Below are 20321 nucleotides of genomic sequence, written 5' to 3'. Positions count from 1 at the left end.
AGAAATATTGAAAATACCTGCTCAAGTTACAAAACCCTTGCTTATAACAATGGTTGGGTCCGGGAATGTAGCCACGCATTTAAGTATTGCTTTCGAAAAAGCAGGGCACGCGGTACAGGCAGTGTATTCCCGCCAATTAGCCCATGCACAAGCGTTGGCACGAAAACTACAAAATGCTGTTGCTTCCGATTCGCTTAATTTTAGTAGTTCCCAGCCTGCTGATATTTACCTGCTGTGTCTAAACGATGCTGCTATTCCGGAGGTTATTAACCAAATGCAATTTCCTCCTGATAGTTTGGTGGTACATACTTCCGGAAGTTTATCAATGAACGTCTTATTTACCACGCAAAAATTTAAAAAAGGGGTTTTTTACCCTGTCCAAACTTTTAGCAAAAACCAGGCTGTAGATCTTGCCAATACTCCCATTGCAATTGAAGCAGAAGATGATACAACGGTAAGAATTTTACAGGATTTAGCACACAGTATTTCATCTTCGGTTTTTAGCTTATCAAGCCAAGACCGAAAGATACTGCACCTGGCCGCTGTTTTTGCTTGTAATTTTACTAACCACTTATTAGGCATAAGCCAGGAAATTTTGCAAGGTCATGGTTTGGATCCTGTTCTGCTTAAACCTTTGGTAGAAAGTACCATCACCAAAGCAATGAAAAACAACCCTTATGAGGTGCAAACAGGACCAGCTGTTCGTGGAGATCAGAACATTATGCAAGCGCAGATGCAATTCTTAGCACCCAACACCAATTACCAGCAATTATATAAGTTGATTTCGCTAAGCATTCAGAATCAAAAGAAATAAATGGAAAGTTTTTAGCTGGTCCCGAAGTTTGGGTTGGCCCGTACTATAAAATATTATTTGTACTGGGGACCTGCTTTACTACTTTTACCGACTAATATTAGCTAGAAGTACAATGAAAGTTGTCAATGTAACCTTTAAGTTTGTAGATGGCCAGCCTGATCAGAAGTATCCTGCTATGGAGGGCGAATCAGTGCTGAATGTCGCACTTAATAACAAACTAAAATTGCAACATAATTGCGGTGGCATATGTGAGTGCAGTACCTGTCATATTTATGTGGAAGCAGGAATGGCTGGTTTACCTGAAATTTCCGATAAGGAAAAAAATTTTATCAATCAGGCCAAAGATCCGAAGTTACATTCCCGCTTAGCTTGTCAGTGTGTAGTGCAGGGGAACGAAGATTTGGTAGTCACCATTCCGGAACAAGATTTTCCAAATCATCAAGATAGGGAGAACATATTAGGTAAATGAGCTAGGGTTATCAGGAGTGGCTAAGTAAATACAATATTAAAATTAACCTGAACGAGCCACATAAATATTGGAAAGGCCCAGAAGATTGTATTAAAGCTTACTGCTGATATTTTAGGATCAAATCTAATAAGGTCAAAATTTCCTGTATTCGGTTTCCTACAGTGGGTGTTAGCATTAGATACCTTTGAAAATAAAGATGGGAAGCTAACGAAAGTGATCCTAAACATATTAAGCCAAAATGGACTAGTGAATGGCGCGTAAATCAATAAAAGTACTACAGGTTAAAAAAATAAAAGTTTAATGCTTTAGTTTAATTAATAAAAGATAAGGGTTCCTACATTTAAATATTTTTAATTCAAGAAAATTATGCACCACCACCCGTCCTTAGATTTAAGTCAGATTAAAGCCTTTATTTTTGATGTTGATGGCGTACTTACTGATGGAAGTTTATTAGCCCTGGAAAGTGGAGAACAGGTCCGTTCTTTCAACATTAAAGATGGATTTGCGATCCGTCATGCTATAAATAAAGGTTATAAGGTTGCTATTATATCGGGCCGGCAGGAAGAAGGGGTCCGGAAACGGTTATTATCACTTGATGTGACCGATATTTTTCTCGGCATTCCAGATAAAAAAGTAGTGTTTGCAGACTACCTGCAGAAGTATGGCTTAACGGCCGAGCAAATTGCTTATATGGGAGATGATGTGCCGGATTTGGAAGTAATGCTGCAATGTGGAGTAGCGGCCTGCCCAGAAGATGCTGTCTCAGATGTAGTTTCGGTTGCTAATTACATTGCTGCTAAACCAGGAGGCAAAGGCGCAGCCCGTGAATTGATAGAATTAGTTATGAAAACTCAGAGCCGTTGGTAAGTTACAGGATTTGTAAAAAATGCTGGTATTTTAAAAAAGTTTAAAAAAAAGTTTAAAAAGTTGTGTGGAAATAAAATACTCCTATATTTACAGGATATTTAAATTCAAATTTTTAATTTTTTATGAAAACAGGAACAGTAAAATTCTTTAATGAATCAAAAGGCTACGGATTTATTACAGATGACATTAGCAAAGAAGACTTCTTCGTACACATTACTGGTTTAAATGGTACTCAGATTCAGCAGAATGATAAAGTTGAGTTTGACACACAAGAAGGTAAAAAAGGCATCAATGCAGTAAACGTGAAAAAAGTTTAGTGCAATATAATATTTCCATTCCCATCAATAAAAGCTCCCGCCCGGGAGCTTTTTTATTTTAAGGCAATAGCTGTAGATTTGTTATTAATCTTAGTGCCTTATCTTATAAGCCAGATTTCTTGAAGAAAGTTTTTAACCTGATTCGGTTTCCCAACCTGTTGCTGATTGCCTTTTGCCAACTTTTGGTTCAGGCATGCCTGCTGCAGCCAGATATTATTATTTGGCGGATAATTCTGAATGACCGTTTTTATTTGTTATTGCTTTCTACCTTTTGTGTGGCTGCTGCCGGCTATATTATTAATGATTATTATGATATTAAAATAGATGCTATCAATAAACCGAAAAGGTTAGTAGTTGGTAAAACGATAAACCGGCGGCAAGCAATGCTTGCCCATCTTATTCTATCAGGAATTGGAATTGTAGTAGGTCTGGCTATAAACTGGAAAGTAGGATTTATAAATTTTTTCGCTACGATGTTGCTGTGGGGGTATTCTGCCAGGTTAAAGAAATATTTTCTGGTTGGTAACCTAACTATTGCCTTATTATCAGCATTAATGCTATTAGTAGTGGCAGCAAATTTTAATAGCATAAATAAATCTATTTGGGCATACGCCATATTTGCATTTCTTATTTCCCTTATTCGTGAAATCATAAAAGACATGGAAGATGTAAAAGGCGATGCTTCTTTTGATTGCCGAACCCTACCCATTGTGCTAGGGATTGCAAAAACAAAATGGGTGATATACCCCCTAATGTTAGCGTTCTTTGCCACCGTTATCATGGCTATTCTTTACCGCCTCGTTGACTTGTTTTTTACATTGCATATGGTAATCCTGGTGCTGTTGCCGGGCATGGGACTGTTATATTTTTTAGTAAAAGCTGATCGTAAAAAGGATTTTAGTTTTTTAAGTCGCTATTGTAAAGCTATAATGCTAATGGGTATTTTATCGATGCTTTTATTTCGCTAATAGGTGTGAAAGAATAAAGATTTCAATTTCTGTTAACTTTGTTTCAACGCTTACAAAGTAAAATAAAGATTCAAGATTGCAATTAAAAGGCCTTTCTTTTGAAAGGCCTTTTTGGTTTTAAAATAATTAACTTGATGTTATAGCTTAAAATAGAATATTTAAAAAGTTATATACTGGCTAAGGTAGTAATTTTTATAAATCAATAATAATTACCAGTCTTCTCCGTTTTATTGAGCAGAATTAATGATGTTTTACTGTACTTAAATTTAAATATGAACGTAGGATTTTTATCTGGTATAAAAAAAGTTTTATTCCTGGCTGTGGTGTGTCAATCCTTATTCCTGGCTGGTTGTGAAGAAAAAGAAGGGGCAGATCCCAAAAAGGACTTCAACCCAAATGGAGTGCTGAACAAGAAAAATGTAGGGGAAAGTGCTAGAGATTTATTATCAGCCGAAAAGTTTACCAAAGTCATTGTGGAGATTCAATCTGCTCAGGGTTTTGAACCAACTTCTCAGGCCGTTACTAATCTGAAGAATTTTATGGAACAACGCCTGAACAAACCCGGAGGAATTATTTTAAAACAAAGTTCTATTCCGGCTCCAGGTAAAACGTCCTACACAGCTGCTGATATAGCTGCTATTGAAGACAGAAACCGCAAAGAGTTTACTCGCCCGGATACCATGGCTATTTATTTCTTTTTTGCTGACAGCAAATATGCCGAAGACAAAGATAACGCCAAAGTGTTAGGCGTGGCTTACCGGAATACCTCCATGGCTTTATTTGAACGCACTATCCGGGATCTATCAGGTGGCATAACCCAGCCTGAGCGTAGTAAATTGGAAACTGTAGTGTGGCAGCATGAATTAGCTCATATTTTGGGTTTAGTTAATGCCGGTACAGCCATGGTTACCAATCATCAGGATGCACCACATGGTCGTCATTGTACAAACTCTAATTGTTTGATGCATTATACCGTAGAAACCGGTAATGTGGTACAAAACCTGTTTGGGGGCAATATGCCACAATTAGATGCTAACTGCCTGAATGATTTACGGGCCAATGGTGGTAAATAATTGGAAAAGAACTGAAAGCGAAAAGCCGGACTACTAATCCGGCTTTTGTTTTTATATTGTCTGGGCCGCTGGATAAATTTTTTAACTAAGACCTGTATAGTTTAAAAGTTATAATTTGCTGAGCATAAGGCGGGATAAAATTTAAGAATATTCTGCTGCAGAAATGTTTTGTTAATAAAATACTAAGAAATATAAAGTCATTCTGGATTTTGATTAAGATAGGCAGTGCAATTCCATATTAATCATCTATATTTGCGCTTTCTTTTTTAGCGCCATGGCAGATTCCTCTTTTAAACGTGTTGTTATATTTGCTTCCGGCTCCGGCAGCAATGCTCAGCGCCTGATGGAATATTTTGATAATCATGCTTCTATAAGAATAGTGGCGCTATTCTCCAATAATCCGGAGGCCTTTGCTTTAGAACGGGCCAGGAAATTTAACATACCTGCCCAGGTATTTACTCGGGAAGCCTTCCGGAATGGAACCGTACTAGAGCAAGTAAAAACTTTTAATCCTGATTTAGTAGTTTTAGCCGGTTTTTTATGGCTGGTGCCTGCTCATTTTATAGCAGCTTACCCAAACAAAATCATCAACATTCATCCGGCCTTATTGCCTAAGTTTGGCGGTAAAGGAATGCACGGCCATTTTGTACATGAAGCGGTGCTGCAGCAAAAGGAAAAGGAATCAGGCATCACCATTCATTATGTGAATGAATATTATGACCAGGGCGCTGCCATTTACCAGCATGTCTGCCCGGTTGAATTAGAAGATACGCCGGAATTATTAGCCAAACGGGTTCTGGCGCTGGAACATGAACACCTGCCCCGGGTAGTAGAAATGCTTTTGCAAGAGCAAAAATAGAAAACGGAAGTGGGTGTAATAGGAACGCATTACTGGCAGAACCTTATAGAAAGAATAGAATTATATTAAATACCCATGGATACCATAAAAATCAAATCAGCCTTAATTTCGGTTTATTACAAAGACCACCTGGAGCCGCTTGTTGAGTTCCTGAAAGAACAGGGTGCTACTATTTATTCTACTGGCGGTACGCAAAGTTTTCTGGAAGGCCTGGGCGCTCAGGTAACAGCCGTAGAGGACTTAACGCAGTATCCGGCTATTTTTGGAGGCCGTGTTAAAACCCTTCATCCTAAAATTTTTGGTGGTATTCTGCACCGTCGGTCTCATGAAAATGATCAGGCAGAGGTACAGACTTATGAAATCCCAACTATTGATTTAGTAGTGGTTGATTTATATCCTTTTGAAGAAACTGTAAAATCAGGAGCTTCCGAGGCAGATGTAATTGAAAAGATTGATATTGGCGGTATTTCCCTAATCCGGGCGGCGGCTAAAAATTTCCAGGACGTGCTGGTCGTTTCTTCCCGCGAACAATATACTGAAGTAGTGGATATTTTGCGTAACAACCAGGGCGGAACAACTTTAGCTGACCGGAAGCGCTTTGCCGCTAAGGCATTTGATATTTCTTCGCATTATGATACCCATATTTTTAATTATTTAAATAATGGTGCTGAAGAAGTATTCAAGCAAAGTCTGCGGGAGGCTACTCCATTACGTTACGGCGAGAATCCTCACCAAAAAGGAGTATTCTATGGAGATTTAAGCAATTTATTTGATCAGATACACGGAAAGCAGTTATCTTATAATAACCTGGTAGATGTAGATGCGGCCGTAGCGTTAATTGATGAATTTCAGGAAGAGCCGGCTGTAGCTATTTTAAAACACACCAACGCCTGTGGGGTAGCGGTTGCGCCAACCTTACATGAAGCTTATGTAACGGCCTTTGCCTGTGATCCGGTTTCTGCATTTGGCGGGGTAATTATCTCTAATAAGACAATAGATAAAGCGACAGCAGAAGAATTAAATAAATTATTTTTTGAAGTATTGATTGCGCCAGATTTTGCAACTGATGCGTTAGAAATTTTACAAACTAAAAAGAACCGGATTTTACTTCGTCGCAAACCACTTGACTTGCCAGTAAAACAATTTAAAACCTTATTAAATGGGGTAATTGAGCAGGATAAAGATTTAGCTACCGAAATAGAAGCAGATTTTAAAGTGGTTACAGACCGCGCTACCACTCCTGAACAAAACAAAGCGTTGGTTTTTGCTTTGAAAGTTTGTAAGCATACTAAATCTAATACCATTGTGTTCTCTACTGAAAACCGGTTAATTTCCAGTGGAGTAGGACAAACTTCCCGGGTAGATGCCTTGAATCAGGCAATTGAAAAAGCTAAAAGTTTTGGGTTTGAACTACAAGGTGCCGTAATGGCCTCAGATGCTTTCTTTCCATTTCCGGATTGCGTGGAAATTGCAAGCCAAGTAGGAATTGAAGCAGTAGTACAGCCAGGTGGCTCCATAAAGGATCAGGATTCTATTGATTATTGTAATGCTAATAACATGGCTATGGTATTTACCGGTGTGCGTCACTTTAAGCATTAATTTGCAATAAAACTTTAGTTATAAATTGTAAAATGCCTTGCTTTATAAAGCAAGGCATTTTTTTTAGTAAGCTCAAGAAGATTTGCTCTAAAATATATTCATTAGTTAATATTTGTGGCCGGAGATTTGCAATAAACATATTATGCTGTAAATTATTCCTGTATTATGAAAAATGCTTTAAATACCTCAATTCTGGCGCTAGCTGTCATTATTACGGCGCTTATTCTGGGAAACTCCTGGACTAAATCTAAACGACCTCCTGAAACCATTAATGTGACTGGTTCAGCATCCACTGATTTTACTTCTGATTTAATTGTTTGGCGCGCCTCATTTTCCAGAAAGTCTTTATCCATACAGGATGCCTACACGGTGCTTAAAAAAGATGCAGCTAATATCCGCAAATATTTACTGTCGAAAGGTGTAAATGAAAAAGAGATCGTATTCTCGGCGGTAGATATTCAAAAAAACTATCGCAGCGAAAGGTTAAATGAAAATATGAGTACTGAAGTATTCGATGGTTATACATTAGTACAAAATATCAGCATCGAATCAAAAGAAGTAGATAAAGTAGAAAAGATATCAAGGGAAATTACTGAATTAATTGATTTGGATATTGAACTGTATTCGCAGGCACCAGAGTATTTTTATACCAGGTTAAGTGAGTTAAAAATTGAAATGTTGGCTAAAGCCACCGCTGATGGTCGGTTACGGGGCACAAAAATTGCGGATAATGCCGGCAGTGAGATTGGTTCTCTAAAAAGTGCGAATATGGGTATTTTTCAAATTACTGGCCAAAACTCATCCGAAAGCTTTAGCTATGGCGGTACTTTTAATACCATCGCAAAACAAAAAACGGCTTCCATTACTGTTAAATTAGAGTTTGGAGTGGATTAACGGTATCTAAAGCTTTAAATATAAAGGTTTGTAAAATAAGGTTGTACAGGCATTTTACTGAGAAGGAATTTTGCCGATTAGTTATTTGAAAGAGTTAAATGAGGCTGTTAATAATAAATCAATAGAAAATACGGGAAGATTAATTAGAACACAAAGTTTGTTTTATTAGAATAGTATTAATAATTGATGTAAAATACGTAGTTTTGCGCTGAAAAATTCACAAAATGTTGGTGTGCCCCAAAGCATACACATTTATAAGCCAGAGAACATTTCAGAATGGGATTATTTAATTTTCTCACTAGCGATATAGCCATAGATTTGGGTACTGCCAATACCCTTATTATTCATAACGATAAGATTGTTGTTGACGAGCCTTCAATCATTGCTGTTGACCGCACTACTAATAAAGTGTTAGCGGTAGGGCGCAGTGCCATGCAAATGCACGAAAAAACGCACGATAATATCAAGACAATTCGCCCTTTAAAGGACGGAGTTATAGCTGATTTTTATGCGGCTGAGCAAATGATCAGGGGTTTAATTAAGATGATAGATACCCGGAGCCGGTTATTTCAACCTTCTCACCGTATGGTTATTTGCATTCCCTCTGGTATTACTGAAGTAGAAAAACGTGCTGTGCGCGACTCTGCAGAACATGCTGGCGCCAAAGAAGTTTGGATGATTCAGGAGCCAATGGCTGCGGCTATTGGTATTGGCATTGATGTAGAACAACCAATTGGCTCTATGATTGTAGATATTGGAGGGGGAACTACTGAAATTGCCGTGATTGCCTTATCGGGTATTGTATGCGATCAATCCATTAAAGTGGCTGGAGATGTGTTTAACCAGGATATTCTGGATTATATGCGCCGTCAGCACAATTTATTGATTGGAGAACGTTCTGCTGAAAAAATTAAAATTGAGGTGGGGGCGGCCCTGCCGGAATTGGATAACCCACCAGAAGATTATGAAATCCGCGGCCGGGATTTGATGACGGGCATTCCAAAAGTTATAAAAGTAACTTACACAGAGATTGCTGCAGCTATAGATAAATCGGTTTCTAAAATTGAAGAAGCGGTGCTGAAGGCACTGGAGATTTCGCCACCTGAACTTTCTGCGGATATATATGTTAACGGCATTCATTTAACCGGCGGCGGCGCTTTGTTGCGGGGCTTAGATAAGCGTCTGGCAGCTAAAACCAAATTGCCTATTCATATTGCGGAAGATCCATTACGTGCGGTAGTAAGAGGTACAGGTGCTGCTATTAAGAACATCGATGGCTTCAAGAATGTACTTCTGACCTAATCGCGTTCAATGCGCAATTTATTTGCTTTTATTTACCGGTACCGGGGATTCCTGGTGTTTTTATTGCTCGAAATAGTTTGCGGCTACCTCATTGTTCAAAATAACAATTACCAGGGAGCGGCCTTCTATAACTCTGCCAATATGTATGCGGGGCGGGTCATGGAATTCCAGCGGGAAGTTTCTGATTATTTCCGTCTGATAGAAGTGAACCGGGCCTTAGTCGACGAAAATCGGGAATTAAAGGAATCGTTAACCAAGGTCATGACTTCCGGTATTCTGGAAAAAATACCCCCAGCGCCAGATTCTACTTATAGAACCAAACCTGATAGCCTTGCTTTAGCTCAAGAAAAGTTAAACAATTTTGGACTATTAAAAACCTTTCAATTTATTCCTGGCAAAGTCGTTAATAACTCCGTTCGACGGGTTAATAATTACTTAACCATTAATGTTGGCAGTGCCGATGGCGTAGAACCGGGTATGGGTGTAGTATCCAGTGAAGGTGTGATAGGTCGGGTAAAAGCTACCTCCGAACATTATGCTACGGTTACATCTATCTTGCACTCCCAAATGTTAGTATCATCTAAAATAAGGCGCAATGGCACCATTGGGTCAGTTAAATGGGGTGGCGAAAATTACTTGATGGCTAACCTTAACTACATTCCACGCCATATAAAAGTTATGAAAGGTGATACAGTGGTAACTTCCGGGTACAATGCTGTTTTTCCGGAAGGAGTTATGGTAGGACGAGTAACTTCTGTTGCCAAAGAAGCGGATCAGAGCTTTTATACTATTCGAATGCGTCTGGCAGTTGATTTTGATAAGTTGTCGTACGTGTACGTGATTAAAAATTTGCACCGGACTGAGCGTGACTCTTTAGAATTGAAAAGCGGAATTACAGAAGAAAATGAATAATCGCATATTTGCTCATATCTTCCATTTTGTCATTTTTATGACCATGCAGATATTGCTCATGCGTAATATGGTGTTATTTAATATGGCATTTTGCTTTATTTACATAGCCTTTCTGTTATTTCTGCCCATTCAAATGCCCAAAGTTTTTTTGTTAGTAATGGCATTTGTTTCGGGAATAACAGTGGATATATTTTACGATACCATAGGTATAAATGCTGCATCCTGCGTGTTACTAGCCTTTTTGCGGCCTTATGTTTTGTATGTATTAACTCCGCGGGACGATTACGAGTTGAATGATAGTGTAAATGTTCACATTATGGGGTGGCGTTGGTTTTCGGTATATGCGCTGTTTTTGGTTTTTATACACCACTTCTTCTTGTTTTTTCTGGAATTAGGAAGTTTTCGGCAAATAGGATTTACCTTGGCCAAAGTTTTTCTAAGCACCCTTTTTACTTTCCTGGTTTTAGTTATTATTCAATTACTATTCTTCTCAGAGCGCAGAAGCAGATAACCATATATCTCTTTAAAAGGCTTTGTTTCTCCTTTTATATTATCCTTAAATTTCTGGTATCTTTGTGGCGGCACAAGTTTTACTTTTGAACTTGGTAGCCTCTTAAATTGGTTAAGGATTAACCATTTTATTCAATTCTGTTAGAAGTTGAAATATTTAGAGAATCGAAAATACATTGTTCAGGCTATCTTTTTTATAGTAGGAGCTGTATTTGCAATAAAGTTATTTTTTATCCAGGTATTAAGCGCAGAATATAAACATGCTGCAGACGCTAATGCCATTAAGCGGGTAATAGAGTATCCTTTTCGGGGGTTAATTTATGACCGCAAAGGCAAGTTACTGGTGCAGAACACGCCGGTATATGACGTAATGGTAGTTCCTAAAGAAATAAAAAATATTGACACCTTACGTTTCTGCCAATTATTTAAAATTCCTCTGGAAGAATTTCGTCTCAAAATAAAAGCGGCGAAGGCATACTCTTACGTTAAGGCTTCTCCCTTTTTACAGCGATTAAATACCGAAGAGTTTGCCTCTATTCAGGATAATCTGGTAGAATTTCCGGGGTTTTATATAAATGCCCGCACGGTTCGGGGGTATCCGCACCAAAGTTTATCCCATGCCTTAGGTTATATTGGCGAAATTAGTCCTCAGAAGTTGGAGGATAGTGCTTATGCAGTCTATGATCCCGGCGATTATATAGGAGTCAGCGGGATAGAGCGGGAATATGAGAAAATACTCATGGGACGCAAAGGGGTAAAGTACCGGATGGTGAATGTTAGGGGAATTGATAAGGGTTCTTTTAAAAACGGGATGTACGATACGGCTTCGGTCGCTGGCCAGAACCTAATATCCTCTATTGATCTGGATTTGCAACAATATGCTGAACGCATGTTGAAAGGAAAGCGAGGCGGAGTGGTAGCTATTGATCCCAGCACCGGCGAAATACTGGCCTTTGTTTCGGCGCCGTTTTATGATCCTAATTTGTTAACCGGAAAAGATCTGGGTAATAATTATATGGCTTTGCTGAAAGATAAAAGTAAGCCTTTATTAAACCGACCTATCAATTCAACCAACCCGCCAGGTTCTGTTTTTAAATTGGTGCAGGCGCTTATTGCTTTACAAGACGGCGTAATAACACCAGGAACGGGGTTTCCCTGCAACCAGTCGTTAGTTAAATGTGCTCATGGTCATCCCTATCCCGCTAGTTTAGCCTTGGGAATTGAGAACTCCTGTAACCCGTATTTTTATCGGGTTTTTCAAGCAGAAGTTAATCGTGGGCAATCCCGGAATATTTATGAAGATACCCATAAGGGACTAGATCAATGGCGGGAAAAGGTATTAACCTTTGGTTTTGCTAATAAATTAGGGATTGATTTACCTTTTGAAAACCGCGGAATTATTGCCTCCTCCAGGTTATATGATAAAATTTACGGTAAAACTGGGTGGAAGTATGCTACTTTCTATTCCTTAAGTATTGGGCAGGGAGAAACAGGAGCCACTCCTTTACAATTAGCAAACTTAATGGCCATCATTGCTAACCGGGGTTATTATTATGTGCCTCATTTAATCAAAAGCATTGATAATACACATCAGCCACTGTCTAAATACAGGGAAAAAAAATATGTAGCGGTAGATCCTAAACATTTTGAACCAGTTATTCAGGGAATGTCTCAGGTGATGTCGTCCCGGTGGGGAACAGGCTGGCATGCAAATATTAATCATTTAGGAATAGAAGTATGTGGTAAAACAGGAACGGTTCAGAACCCGCATGGGGCCGACCATGCAGTTTTTGCCGCTTTTGCACCTCGCCAGAATCCCAAAATTGCAATTGCTGTTTATATAGAAAATGCTGGTTTTGGTTCAACTTCGGCGGCACCTTTAGCTACATTAATGATTGAAAAATATATAAACGGCACTATTGCAGATAATCCAAAGCGGCAATGGTGGGAGAATTATATAGAAACTGGAGGATTTTATAAAGGAGCATCACACTAATGGAAAGATCTTTTAGATTGTCCGGAAATTTAGATTGGATAACTGTACTCCTGTATGCCGCGATGGTAATATTGGGTTGGGTTAATGTTTATGCAGCGGTTTACAGCCCCGATAATGTAGTAAATATATTTAGCTGGGATATAAACTCTGGCAAACAACTAGCTTGGATTGGTACCTCTATTATTATCATTATAATTTTATTAGTAATAGATTATAAAGCTTACGAATCGGTGGCATACCTTATTTATGGGATAATGATTCTGTTGCTGATTTTTACGCTCTTATTTGCGCGGCCTATTGCTGGCTCCCGTTCCTGGCTGGAGTTCGGAAGTATAAGAATACAACCGGCCGAGTTTGCTAAGTTTGCTACCGCTTTAGCTGTTTCCAGGTTTATGGCCACTATTAATTTACGGCATCAGAACTGGAAAGAGCATGCAATATTGGTTTGTATTGCTTTGTTGCCACCTTTACTGATTTTGTTATCAAACGAAACGGGTTCGGCTCTGGTATTTGGGTCTTTGTTGCTGGCCTTTTTCCGGGAAGGGATGTCGCCGCTAATACTAATTATTGGTAGTGTTTTAGTGGCTTTGTTTATTCTAACCTTATTAATTCCTAAGTTATATTTAATTATAGCTATTACGGTTCTGTTTGGATTATTTATTTGGGTTAATCAGCGCCTGTTACGCAAACTAAAAACTGTTCTGGCTATTTACGTGGGCGTGGTTGGAATGATTTTTAGTGTTGACTTTTTCGTAAATGATATTCTGCAGCCGCACCAGCAAAATAGAATTAAAGCATTAATCAATCCGGAAGCAGACCCCTTGGGCTATGGGTGGAATGTAACGCAGTCCAAAATTGCTATTGGTTCAGGTGGCTTTTTTGGGAAAGGGTTTTTAGAAGGAACGCAAACAAAGTTTGATTTTGTACCGGAACAAAGTACCGATTTTATTTTTTGTACCATTGGGGAAGAACATGGCTGGATAGGTGCTTTAGTTTTAATAGGGCTTTTTATGGCTCTGCTTTCCCGAATTATATTTATTGCAGAACGCCAGAAAACAGTATTTGGCCGGTCTTATGGTTATTGTGTTGCCTCTATCATTTTCTTTCACTTCCTGGTTAATGTGGGTATGACCATTGGTTTAGCACCCGTAGTAGGTATTCCGCTGCCATTCTTTAGTTATGGCGGCTCTTCTTTATGGTCATTTACCATACTGTTGTTTATATTATTAGCCATTGATACAAACCGGAAACAAGATTTAACCCGATAATTTTAAAGAAAGAATAATCCTTCAACAGGACAAATAAAAAAGGCGAATCCAGATTAGATTCGCCTTTTTTATTTATGATTTTTATTAAGGATTTAAGCAGTAAATTTTCGCTCAATTAGTTTAAGCAGCTTATTTACGTGCTCTTCTTTTTTAGCCCATTTATATTTAGTTGCCAAGTCTTGTGTTACAAAGTTCTTGGCACTTTCTGCATCACCAAACTGATCTAACCGCTGGATGGCATTATAATATTCCATATTTTCGCCGTTAAATAATTCATTAATGAAGCTAAACCGTTGGTTTATAGAAATAGAGTCCTTAAGGGATTCTATCTTTTTATCCATTTGGTTGCTAAGCAACGAAGGAGTTACCGGTTTTCCTAATCGCTCGTTCAAAGTAGACTTCTCCACCCGCAATTTATCATTTAACCGGGCTTCGGCAACCCGAAGGTTTTGAATGGTTTCATCCTTTATATGCCCGTTAATAGGCGTAGGAGAAACCGATACAGGTTTAAGTTCTTCTTCTTTCGGAGTTGCCGGCTCCACTTTAGGTGTTACAACCAACTGCTCTGGAAACGATGGCGTTATATTCTGTGGTTTTTCGGGCTCAGGCGCAAACGGATCTTCTTTTTCAAAACCGTTTACCCAACTGGGCATTTCCAGAAAAGAAGCTTTGTTGAAAGGCAAGATCTGGTTGAACTCTGCTGCTACTGTATCAAAAAGATTAGTTTCTGGTTTGTTCCGTTGTAAATAAGTTTTAAACTGATTTAAAACATTGCCATAAGGAAGTGGACCTGAAACTAAATTTTCCAAGAACCCTTTCAGGTAATCTTTCTGAATAGCAATATACTTTAAATGAGTTTGTAGTTTATCGGCAGATATAGTATCCTGGACTTTCAGGAATTTCTCTTCAAAAACCTTAGCCGGGTCCAGCACCCAAAGGAAAGTATCTGTTATTGCTTTTGTTAACAGAGGTTCAAAATGTGGCCGTTTAATTAATATTTTCCGGGAAAGCACATTCATAAACTGTACCAACGCCTCTTTAACCTCCTCGTTTTCAAAATCAAAATAAGGACTTTTAAGGTTAGCCATTTCCTTATTCCAGTTTAAAAGCAGCTCTTTTATAACAAAAAGATTAACTTGCTTAACTGGCATAAAAGCAATGAGTTGCTGACCGTTGATAGCTGTGGCTGTCCCAAAATAGCGGTCGCACAAAAGTTTAGCTAAATCAGCGCTATACCGCTCTATGCTTAATTGATTATATTTGTGTTCCATTACCATCTAAATCTATTTGTAAAGGTAGTAAAATATGCCGAAACTCATTGTTCAAAACCTCTTTGAGCGGGCAATTAATGTGCCACCTTCGCAAAAGGTATTAGATGCTATTCAGGCCGCAGGTCTGGATTGGATGAAAGCCTGTGGTGGCAAGGGAAGATGCACCACCTACAGATTAATAGTAATAAAAGGGATGGAGGGGTTTGGTGCTCTAAGCTTACCGGAGCAAAAATACCAGGAGAACGGACGCCTTAATGCAAACGAACGATTGGCCTGTCAAAGCTATTTACGTACTGATGTTATCGTTAAAGTACCTTCTGATACGCAATTTCCGCACCTAATTTATTCCCATTAATTTTGCTTCAGCCAATAATAAAGTCATTAAGTTATAAGCCTGTTGGTGATGCTTAGCTTACCACAAACTACCAATTTTAAATATGTTTATAGAGCCAAGGGTAGGTAATAAAAATTATTCAGCAAGAAGAGGTTGGATTGAAGTGATTTGTGGCTCCATGTTTTCCGGCAAAACAGAAGAACTAATCAGACGCCTGAATAGAGCTAAAATAGCTAAACAATGTGTGGAAATTTTTAAACCAGCCATTGATACCCGATATCACGAGGTAGATGTTGTTTCGCATAATGCCAATGCCATCCGATCAACACCTGTTAAGTTAGCTAATGATATGCTGTTGCTGGCTAGTGGGTGCGATGTAGTAGGAATTGATGAAGCTCAATTTTTTGATGAGGCATTAGTAGAGGTGTGTGTGCGGCTAGCCAACAATGGTACCCGCGTAATTATTGCCGGCCTGGATATGGATTATTTAGGCAAGCCATTCGGGCCGATGCCGGCGCTTATGGCCATAGCCGAATACGTTACCAAAGTGCATGCCGTTTGCATGAGTTGTGGGGATATTGCTTCTTATTCTTTTAGAAAAGCTGCTTCAGTTGAAAGAATAGTACTAGGTGAAACCGATACGTATGAAGCTCGGTGCCGGCACTGTTTTCAGGAAGGTATGAAAGAGAATCAGAAGTAATTAGAATTTTAGGTTAAACGGGTTAGGCATATAATTTTCTGTTTTGGGTAAGACTTACCAATAAGCTACTCATAACAGGAAATTCAAAGAATCACGAAGTGCCTTTTAGCTTATACGTTTTGAATTCTGGATAACCTTTTTATGCCCAACTATATAAAGAGCAAGTGATAGTAGCGGGTAGAAGATAGGTAAACGGGGGCGTTATTATTAATGATAATCATAAACCCTCTAAAATACTTGTGATTCTACGGCTTTTATTGCCTTTTATTGATTGTGTAATTAAAGATATTGGTCTTTATTCTCTGGGGCTACCAATACCCAATTGGGTCAGTAAATTAATTACTGATAATTTTATTTAAATTGTAATAAATCTAATAAATGGCACCTTAATTTCTTTAAGGTGTAAACAGATTAGTTAGGGGATGTTAAAAATAGCTTGTTATCTTAAATTTCATATCCTCATTTTTTTAAACTTGCTTACCCAAAGGCGGGATACATGTTTCCAAAATTTTCCTTAATTTTTTTTCTAGCGGCTATCAGCTTAAAGCTCCTTCCGGTTCAGGCTCAAAACCAAGCCGGTTCATTGGCAATTGGTAGCTGGAAATTACATGTGCCTAATAATCGAGCAAAAGCAGTTTCTCAGGTAGAAGACAAGATATATTGTGCTACTGAAGATGGCTTCTTTTACTACGATCAAACTTACGATCAGCTAAAGGTTTTATCTAAAGCAGACGGTTTTAGTGATAGTAATATTAGTACACTGGCGTACGACTCCCAAACTAAAACCCTACTTATTGCCTACCAAAATACAAATATTGATCTGGTACAAGAGGATGAAATTATTAACCTGAACGATATTCTGCGGAAGTCCATACCGGGGGAAAAGCAAATCCACCATATTTTCTTTCAAGATAAAAAAGCTTATCTAGCCTGTAGCTTTGGGGTGGTGGTGCTGGACCTGGTTAAAAAAGAAATTAAGGATACGTACAGTAACTTGGGACCTAATGGGCAGGTCCTTGATATTTATAGCACCACTATTCTAAACGATAGTATTTATCTGGCGACTTCCAACGGGTTATTGGCTGCCCGGCGCAGCAATAATAACCTATTGGATTACCGAAATTGGCGTACCTTTTCCATTGCAGATAATTTGCCTAATGCACCTGCCCAACATTATAGAACCATTGCGGCTTTTAACAATAAAGTTTATGCTGGCATAAACGGACTAGGCTTGTACCGGTTTAATGGCAAAACATGGTCTCCAGCTTCTATTAACCTACCTAATAAAGATTTTCAACAACTGAAACCTTACCTGGATTATCTGCTGATAGTAGGAGATGAAAAATTGCTAACCTTAAATAAAAATAATCAGGTTCAGGTTAAATATGCCGGTTTGGTAGTTAACCCAAAAGATGCTGTTCCCGACAATAACAAAACGTTTTGGGTAGCTGATTTTAAAAATGGTTTGGTAAAGCTGGATGAGGCAACAGCACAGAATTTTATAACTGATGCTCCGATGTACAATAGTGCATTTCGCCTTTATGTGGATAAAGATAAAGTTTTTGTATTGGGAGGGGGGTACGATCAGAATTACAAACCGCAAAATCTGCAGACGGGCTTTGCTGTTTATGAAAATGGCCTTTGGCAAAGTTACAATCCTCAAAAATTTCCGGGTACTAATGATTTTCCTAATATACAGGATTTAGTAGGAGCGGTTCGTAATCCTGTCAACAACAAATTATATATAGCTAGTTATGGTTATGGTCTGCTGGAGTGGGAGGGGCTGGGCAAGTTTAAAATTTATAATTCTGCTAACTCTCCCTTATTAAGTGCTGAACCTGGCAATAGTTCCACTACCCGTATTGCTGGAATAGCAGTCGACAAGGAAGGTAATAATTGGGTTACTAACCGAACCCAACTTGCTAATGCCCCTGGACTTTTTGTATTGAAACAGGATGGTAATTGGCAATCCTTTGCTTTTCCAGGGTTTTCGGACGGAAGTAATTTAGAGAAAATTTTGATAGATAACCAGGGGTACAAGTGGATGTCGGTTAGCCGGAATAGTACCAGGAACCAGGGGGTTTTAGTTTATAATGAAAAGAAAAATCAGTTTAGGTACTTAACCACGCTGGCCTCGTCCGGAAATTTACCGGGGGCAGAGGTGCATGCCTTGACTAGAGATAAGAATGGCTTGGTATGGGTTGGGACTGACAAAGGGGTGGCCGTATTTCATGAGCCGGAGAATGTTTTTACCCATAACAGCTTTTCTGCAGTTCTGCCATTAATTAACGGCCGACCTTTACTCGAAAACCAGGTAGTCACCAGTATTGCCGTAGATGGAGCAAACCGAAAATGGATTGGAACGGAAGCGGGCTTATGGTATTTCAACGAAGAAGGAGATCAGTTATTAGCCTATTTTACAACTCAGAATAGTCCCTTGCCCTCAAATAAAATTAGGGATATTGCCCTTAACCACAGTACTGGTGAAGTATTTGTAGCCACAGATGCAGGATTGATCTCTTACCGGGGTGGAGCCACAGAAACAATGGGTAAACCTGAATGTGCCCTGGTATTTCCTAATCCGGTAAGGCCGGGTTATACCGGTTTACTGGGTTTATCTAACCTACCGAATAATGCAGTGGTTAAAATAACTGATATCGCTGGCAATTTGGTTTACCAGGCAAAGGCCGCAGGAGGAACAATGGCTTGGGATTTGAAGGATGTAACTGGTAACCGGGTAAAAGCCGGAGTTTATTTGGCTTACAGTGCCACTGCTGATGGAAGCCAGAGTTGCATTAGTAAAATTGCGGTGGTAGAATAAGTTACTGTAATTTTAGTTACCTGAACTATTAACTCCTAATTTAATCGTATAGCATGCTTATACAGCGTATCACGCCTAAATATAGTAACTACTAAAATAATTTATAAATCGTGCTTGTAAAAACCCGGGGTATTGTCCTAAACTTTATTAAATATCGGGAAACATCTATTATTACCCGTATTTATACCGAAGAGCTTGGCCTGCAAACTTATATTGTAAACAGTATCCGGCAAAAGTCTAATACTACCCGTATTGCTTTATTTCAGCCATTTACCCTGTTGGATATGGTGGTTTATACATCAGCTAAAGGCGGCATAACCCGCATATCAGAATACAAGTGCAATTATCCTTTTTCCTCTATTCCTTACGATATCCGGAAAAGTAGTATGTTACTCTTTTTATCCGAGATGCTTTCTTTCACGGTGAAAGAAGAAGAAGAAAACCGGGACCTATTCAATTTTCTGCATAATGCCATTATTGCTTTTGATCAGCAGGAACAGCATTTTGAAAATTTTCATTTAATTTTTCTGCTCCAGCTTTCATCTTATTTAGGGTTTGGTCCTACTTCAGGGGCGGATGTAACTTCTCAAATTGCTTTTTCGGGCAGTCAGAACTTGATTAATGGCCGACCAGCTGTCATTCATTTTCAAATGTATGAGGATTTGTTTGATAATCTGATAAATGACCCTACTGCCACCTTAATTACTAATGGGAAAGTGAGGCGCGAGATGTTGCAGATAATTATTTGGTATTACCAGTTACACATGGACAGCTTAGGCGAAATTAGATCGCTTAAAGTTTTATCAGAGGTGCTGGCTGAATAATAAAAAAAGCCTTACTAATTAGTAAGGCTTTTTTAAAATGTAGTTCGTTTATGCTGTTAGTTTTTCTTTACTGAAAGCACTTTTACTTCAAACTGAATAACGGTGCGGCCCGGAATACTGCCACCATTTCCATACATGCCGTAACCTAAATTGGAAGGAAGTATCAAGGTAGCTACTTCGTCTTTCCGCATTAATTGTAAGCCTTCGTCCATGCCTTTCACAATCATTCCCACTACGCCTACTTTAGTTCGTAAAGGCTGATTATTATCGTAAGAAGATTCAAATTTGTAGCCATCTAAAAACTTCCCTATATAATGCACCCTTACCGAGTCACCTTTTTGTATCAGGTCACCGGTTCCGGGAGTTTTAGGTACATAGTAGAGTCCGGAAGCTTGCCGCTGAGCATTTGTAATATTTTTTTCAATTATATGCTTCTTGATTATTTCTTCATCAAGGGCATCTCTTCTTTCTGCCATCTCGGTCATGGAATCTTTACAAGATGCAAAGAGAAGAATGCTTATCA

General features: G+C 38.8%; 20 protein-coding genes. 18 read left to right on the top strand and 2 right to left on the bottom strand.

Annotation, left to right across the window (positions count from 1 at the left end; translation table 11 throughout):
- The first annotated feature begins 7 nt into the window (after positions 1 to 7).
- The 14 genes from ADHAQ_RS0103690 (at position 8) to rodA (ending at position 13848) form a co-directional block, all read left to right on the top strand.
- The gene (locus ADHAQ_RS0103690; protein WP_211240568.1) at positions 8 to 814 is read left to right on the top strand and encodes a Rossmann-like and DUF2520 domain-containing protein; all 807 of its coding nucleotides are present in this window, start codon (positions 8 to 10) and stop codon (positions 812 to 814) included.
- Positions 815 to 926: 112 nt separating this feature from the next.
- Entirely contained in the window at positions 927 to 1283 is a 357-nt protein-coding gene (locus ADHAQ_RS24430; RefSeq protein WP_051359692.1) for a 2Fe-2S iron-sulfur cluster-binding protein, read from the top strand.
- Between the two features lie 366 nt (positions 1284 to 1649).
- Positions 1650 to 2150, top strand: coding sequence for a KdsC family phosphatase (locus ADHAQ_RS0103680; protein ID WP_026461782.1), 501 nt, complete (start codon positions 1650 to 1652; stop codon positions 2148 to 2150).
- Positions 2151 to 2272: 122 nt separating this feature from the next.
- Complete coding sequence (locus ADHAQ_RS0103675; protein WP_026461781.1) at positions 2273 to 2467, top strand: cold-shock protein; 195 nt, start codon at positions 2273 to 2275, stop codon at positions 2465 to 2467.
- Positions 2468 to 2586: 119 nt separating this feature from the next.
- Complete coding sequence (locus ADHAQ_RS0103670; protein WP_026461780.1) at positions 2587 to 3435, top strand: geranylgeranylglycerol-phosphate geranylgeranyltransferase; 849 nt, start codon at positions 2587 to 2589, stop codon at positions 3433 to 3435.
- A gap of 272 nt (positions 3436 to 3707) precedes the next feature.
- Positions 3708 to 4508: a zinc metalloprotease gene (locus tag ADHAQ_RS0103665; protein ID WP_051360141.1), complete on the top strand. Its 801-nt coding sequence runs from the start codon at positions 3708 to 3710 to the stop codon at positions 4506 to 4508.
- 274 nt (positions 4509 to 4782) lie between these two features.
- On the top strand, positions 4783 to 5367 hold the full coding sequence (gene purN / locus ADHAQ_RS0103660; RefSeq protein ID WP_026461778.1) for a phosphoribosylglycinamide formyltransferase: 585 nt from the start codon (positions 4783 to 4785) through the stop codon (positions 5365 to 5367).
- A gap of 75 nt (positions 5368 to 5442) precedes the next feature.
- The gene (gene purH, locus ADHAQ_RS0103655) at positions 5443 to 6966 is read left to right on the top strand and encodes a bifunctional phosphoribosylaminoimidazolecarboxamide formyltransferase/IMP cyclohydrolase (protein WP_026461777.1); all 1524 of its coding nucleotides are present in this window, start codon (positions 5443 to 5445) and stop codon (positions 6964 to 6966) included.
- A 165-nt stretch (positions 6967 to 7131) separates the two neighbouring features.
- Positions 7132 to 7860, top strand: a complete 729-nt coding sequence (locus ADHAQ_RS0103645) for an SIMPL domain-containing protein (protein WP_026461776.1) — start codon at positions 7132 to 7134, stop codon at positions 7858 to 7860.
- 276 nt (positions 7861 to 8136) lie between these two features.
- Positions 8137 to 9162: a rod shape-determining protein gene (locus tag ADHAQ_RS0103640; protein WP_026461775.1), complete on the top strand. Its 1026-nt coding sequence runs from the start codon at positions 8137 to 8139 to the stop codon at positions 9160 to 9162.
- Between the two features lie 9 nt (positions 9163 to 9171).
- Positions 9172 to 10074, top strand: a complete 903-nt coding sequence (gene mreC / locus ADHAQ_RS0103635) for a rod shape-determining protein MreC (protein WP_026461774.1) — start codon at positions 9172 to 9174, stop codon at positions 10072 to 10074.
- A complete protein-coding gene (locus ADHAQ_RS0103630) occupies positions 10067 to 10585 on the top strand; it encodes a hypothetical protein (RefSeq protein ID WP_026461773.1) in 519 nt (172 codons plus the stop codon). Before mreC ends, ADHAQ_RS0103630 begins: the two co-directional genes overlap by 8 nt.
- Positions 10586 to 10732: 147 nt before the next feature.
- On the top strand, positions 10733 to 12580 hold the full coding sequence (mrdA, locus tag ADHAQ_RS0103625; protein WP_034256550.1) for a penicillin-binding protein 2: 1848 nt from the start codon (positions 10733 to 10735) through the stop codon (positions 12578 to 12580).
- Positions 12580 to 13848 carry a rod shape-determining protein RodA gene (gene rodA, locus ADHAQ_RS0103620; protein ID WP_026461771.1) on the top strand — a complete coding sequence of 423 codons (1269 nt, stop codon included), beginning with the start codon at positions 12580 to 12582 and terminating at the stop codon, positions 13846 to 13848. Before mrdA ends, rodA begins: the two co-directional genes overlap by 1 nt.
- Positions 13849 to 13940: 92 nt before the next feature.
- Here rodA and ADHAQ_RS0103615 read toward each other — a convergent pair whose 3' ends face one another.
- A complete protein-coding gene (locus ADHAQ_RS0103615; protein WP_157433335.1) occupies positions 13941 to 15119 on the bottom strand; it encodes a hypothetical protein in 1179 nt (392 codons plus the stop codon).
- A gap of 34 nt (positions 15120 to 15153) precedes the next feature.
- Between ADHAQ_RS0103615 and ADHAQ_RS0103610 the strand changes: the two genes are divergently transcribed.
- The 4 genes from ADHAQ_RS0103610 (at position 15154) to recO (ending at position 19798) form a co-directional block, all read left to right on the top strand.
- Entirely contained in the window at positions 15154 to 15474 is a 321-nt protein-coding gene (locus ADHAQ_RS0103610) for a 2Fe-2S iron-sulfur cluster-binding protein (RefSeq protein ID WP_026461769.1), read from the top strand.
- Positions 15475 to 15556: 82 nt separating this feature from the next.
- Entirely contained in the window at positions 15557 to 16153 is a 597-nt protein-coding gene (locus ADHAQ_RS0103605; protein ID WP_026461768.1) for a thymidine kinase, read from the top strand.
- A gap of 496 nt (positions 16154 to 16649) precedes the next feature.
- Positions 16650 to 18974, top strand: coding sequence for a type IX secretion system anionic LPS delivery protein PorZ (gene porZ, locus ADHAQ_RS0103600; RefSeq protein WP_026461767.1), 2325 nt, complete (start codon positions 16650 to 16652; stop codon positions 18972 to 18974).
- Positions 18975 to 19084: 110 nt separating this feature from the next.
- Positions 19085 to 19798 (top strand): DNA repair protein RecO, encoded by a 714-nt coding sequence (recO, locus tag ADHAQ_RS0103595; protein ID WP_026461766.1) that lies wholly within the window; start codon positions 19085 to 19087, stop codon positions 19796 to 19798.
- 56 nt (positions 19799 to 19854) lie between these two features.
- Here recO and ADHAQ_RS24425 read toward each other — a convergent pair whose 3' ends face one another.
- A complete protein-coding gene (locus tag ADHAQ_RS24425; RefSeq protein WP_051359691.1) occupies positions 19855 to 20283 on the bottom strand; it encodes an FKBP-type peptidyl-prolyl cis-trans isomerase in 429 nt (142 codons plus the stop codon).
- Positions 20284 to 20321 lie beyond the last annotated feature (38 nt).

The organism is Adhaeribacter aquaticus DSM 16391 (assembly GCF_000473365.1).
GTDB classification, from domain to species: Bacteria; Bacteroidota; Bacteroidia; order Cytophagales; family Hymenobacteraceae; genus Adhaeribacter; species Adhaeribacter aquaticus.
This window is presented reverse-complemented; position numbering and strand designations above follow the sequence as displayed.

What these genes read in the sequence shown, in the direction of transcription:
- porZ (WP_026461767.1), top strand. Translation starts at nt 16,650, where the DNA reads ATGTTTCCAAAATTTTCCTTAATTTTTTTTCTAGCGGCTATCAGCTTA.
- ADHAQ_RS0103680 (WP_026461782.1), top strand. Translation starts at nt 1,650, where the DNA reads ATGCACCACCACCCGTCCTTAGATTTAAGTCAGATTAAAGCCTTTATT.
- ADHAQ_RS0103640 (WP_026461775.1), top strand. Translation starts at nt 8,137, where the DNA reads ATGGGATTATTTAATTTTCTCACTAGCGATATAGCCATAGATTTGGGT.
- ADHAQ_RS0103665 (WP_051360141.1), top strand. Translation starts at nt 3,708, where the DNA reads ATGAACGTAGGATTTTTATCTGGTATAAAAAAAGTTTTATTCCTGGCT.
- purN (WP_026461778.1), top strand. Translation starts at nt 4,783, where the DNA reads ATGGCAGATTCCTCTTTTAAACGTGTTGTTATATTTGCTTCCGGCTCC.
- rodA (WP_026461771.1), top strand. Translation starts at nt 12,580, where the DNA reads ATGGAAAGATCTTTTAGATTGTCCGGAAATTTAGATTGGATAACTGTA.
- ADHAQ_RS0103675 (WP_026461781.1), top strand. Translation starts at nt 2,273, where the DNA reads ATGAAAACAGGAACAGTAAAATTCTTTAATGAATCAAAAGGCTACGGA.
- ADHAQ_RS24430 (WP_051359692.1), top strand. Translation starts at nt 927, where the DNA reads ATGAAAGTTGTCAATGTAACCTTTAAGTTTGTAGATGGCCAGCCTGAT.
- ADHAQ_RS24425 (WP_051359691.1), bottom strand. Translation starts at nt 20,283, where the DNA reads ATGACCGAGATGGCAGAAAGAAGAGATGCCCTTGATGAAGAAATAATC.
- ADHAQ_RS0103630 (WP_026461773.1), top strand. Translation starts at nt 10,067, where the DNA reads ATGAATAATCGCATATTTGCTCATATCTTCCATTTTGTCATTTTTATG.
- ADHAQ_RS0103610 (WP_026461769.1), top strand. Translation starts at nt 15,154, where the DNA reads ATGCCGAAACTCATTGTTCAAAACCTCTTTGAGCGGGCAATTAATGTG.
- ADHAQ_RS0103615 (WP_157433335.1), bottom strand. Translation starts at nt 15,119, where the DNA reads ATGGAACACAAATATAATCAATTAAGCATAGAGCGGTATAGCGCTGAT.
- ADHAQ_RS0103605 (WP_026461768.1), top strand. Translation starts at nt 15,557, where the DNA reads ATGTTTATAGAGCCAAGGGTAGGTAATAAAAATTATTCAGCAAGAAGA.
- ADHAQ_RS0103645 (WP_026461776.1), top strand. Translation starts at nt 7,132, where the DNA reads ATGAAAAATGCTTTAAATACCTCAATTCTGGCGCTAGCTGTCATTATT.
- mreC (WP_026461774.1), top strand. Translation starts at nt 9,172, where the DNA reads ATGCGCAATTTATTTGCTTTTATTTACCGGTACCGGGGATTCCTGGTG.
- purH (WP_026461777.1), top strand. Translation starts at nt 5,443, where the DNA reads ATGGATACCATAAAAATCAAATCAGCCTTAATTTCGGTTTATTACAAA.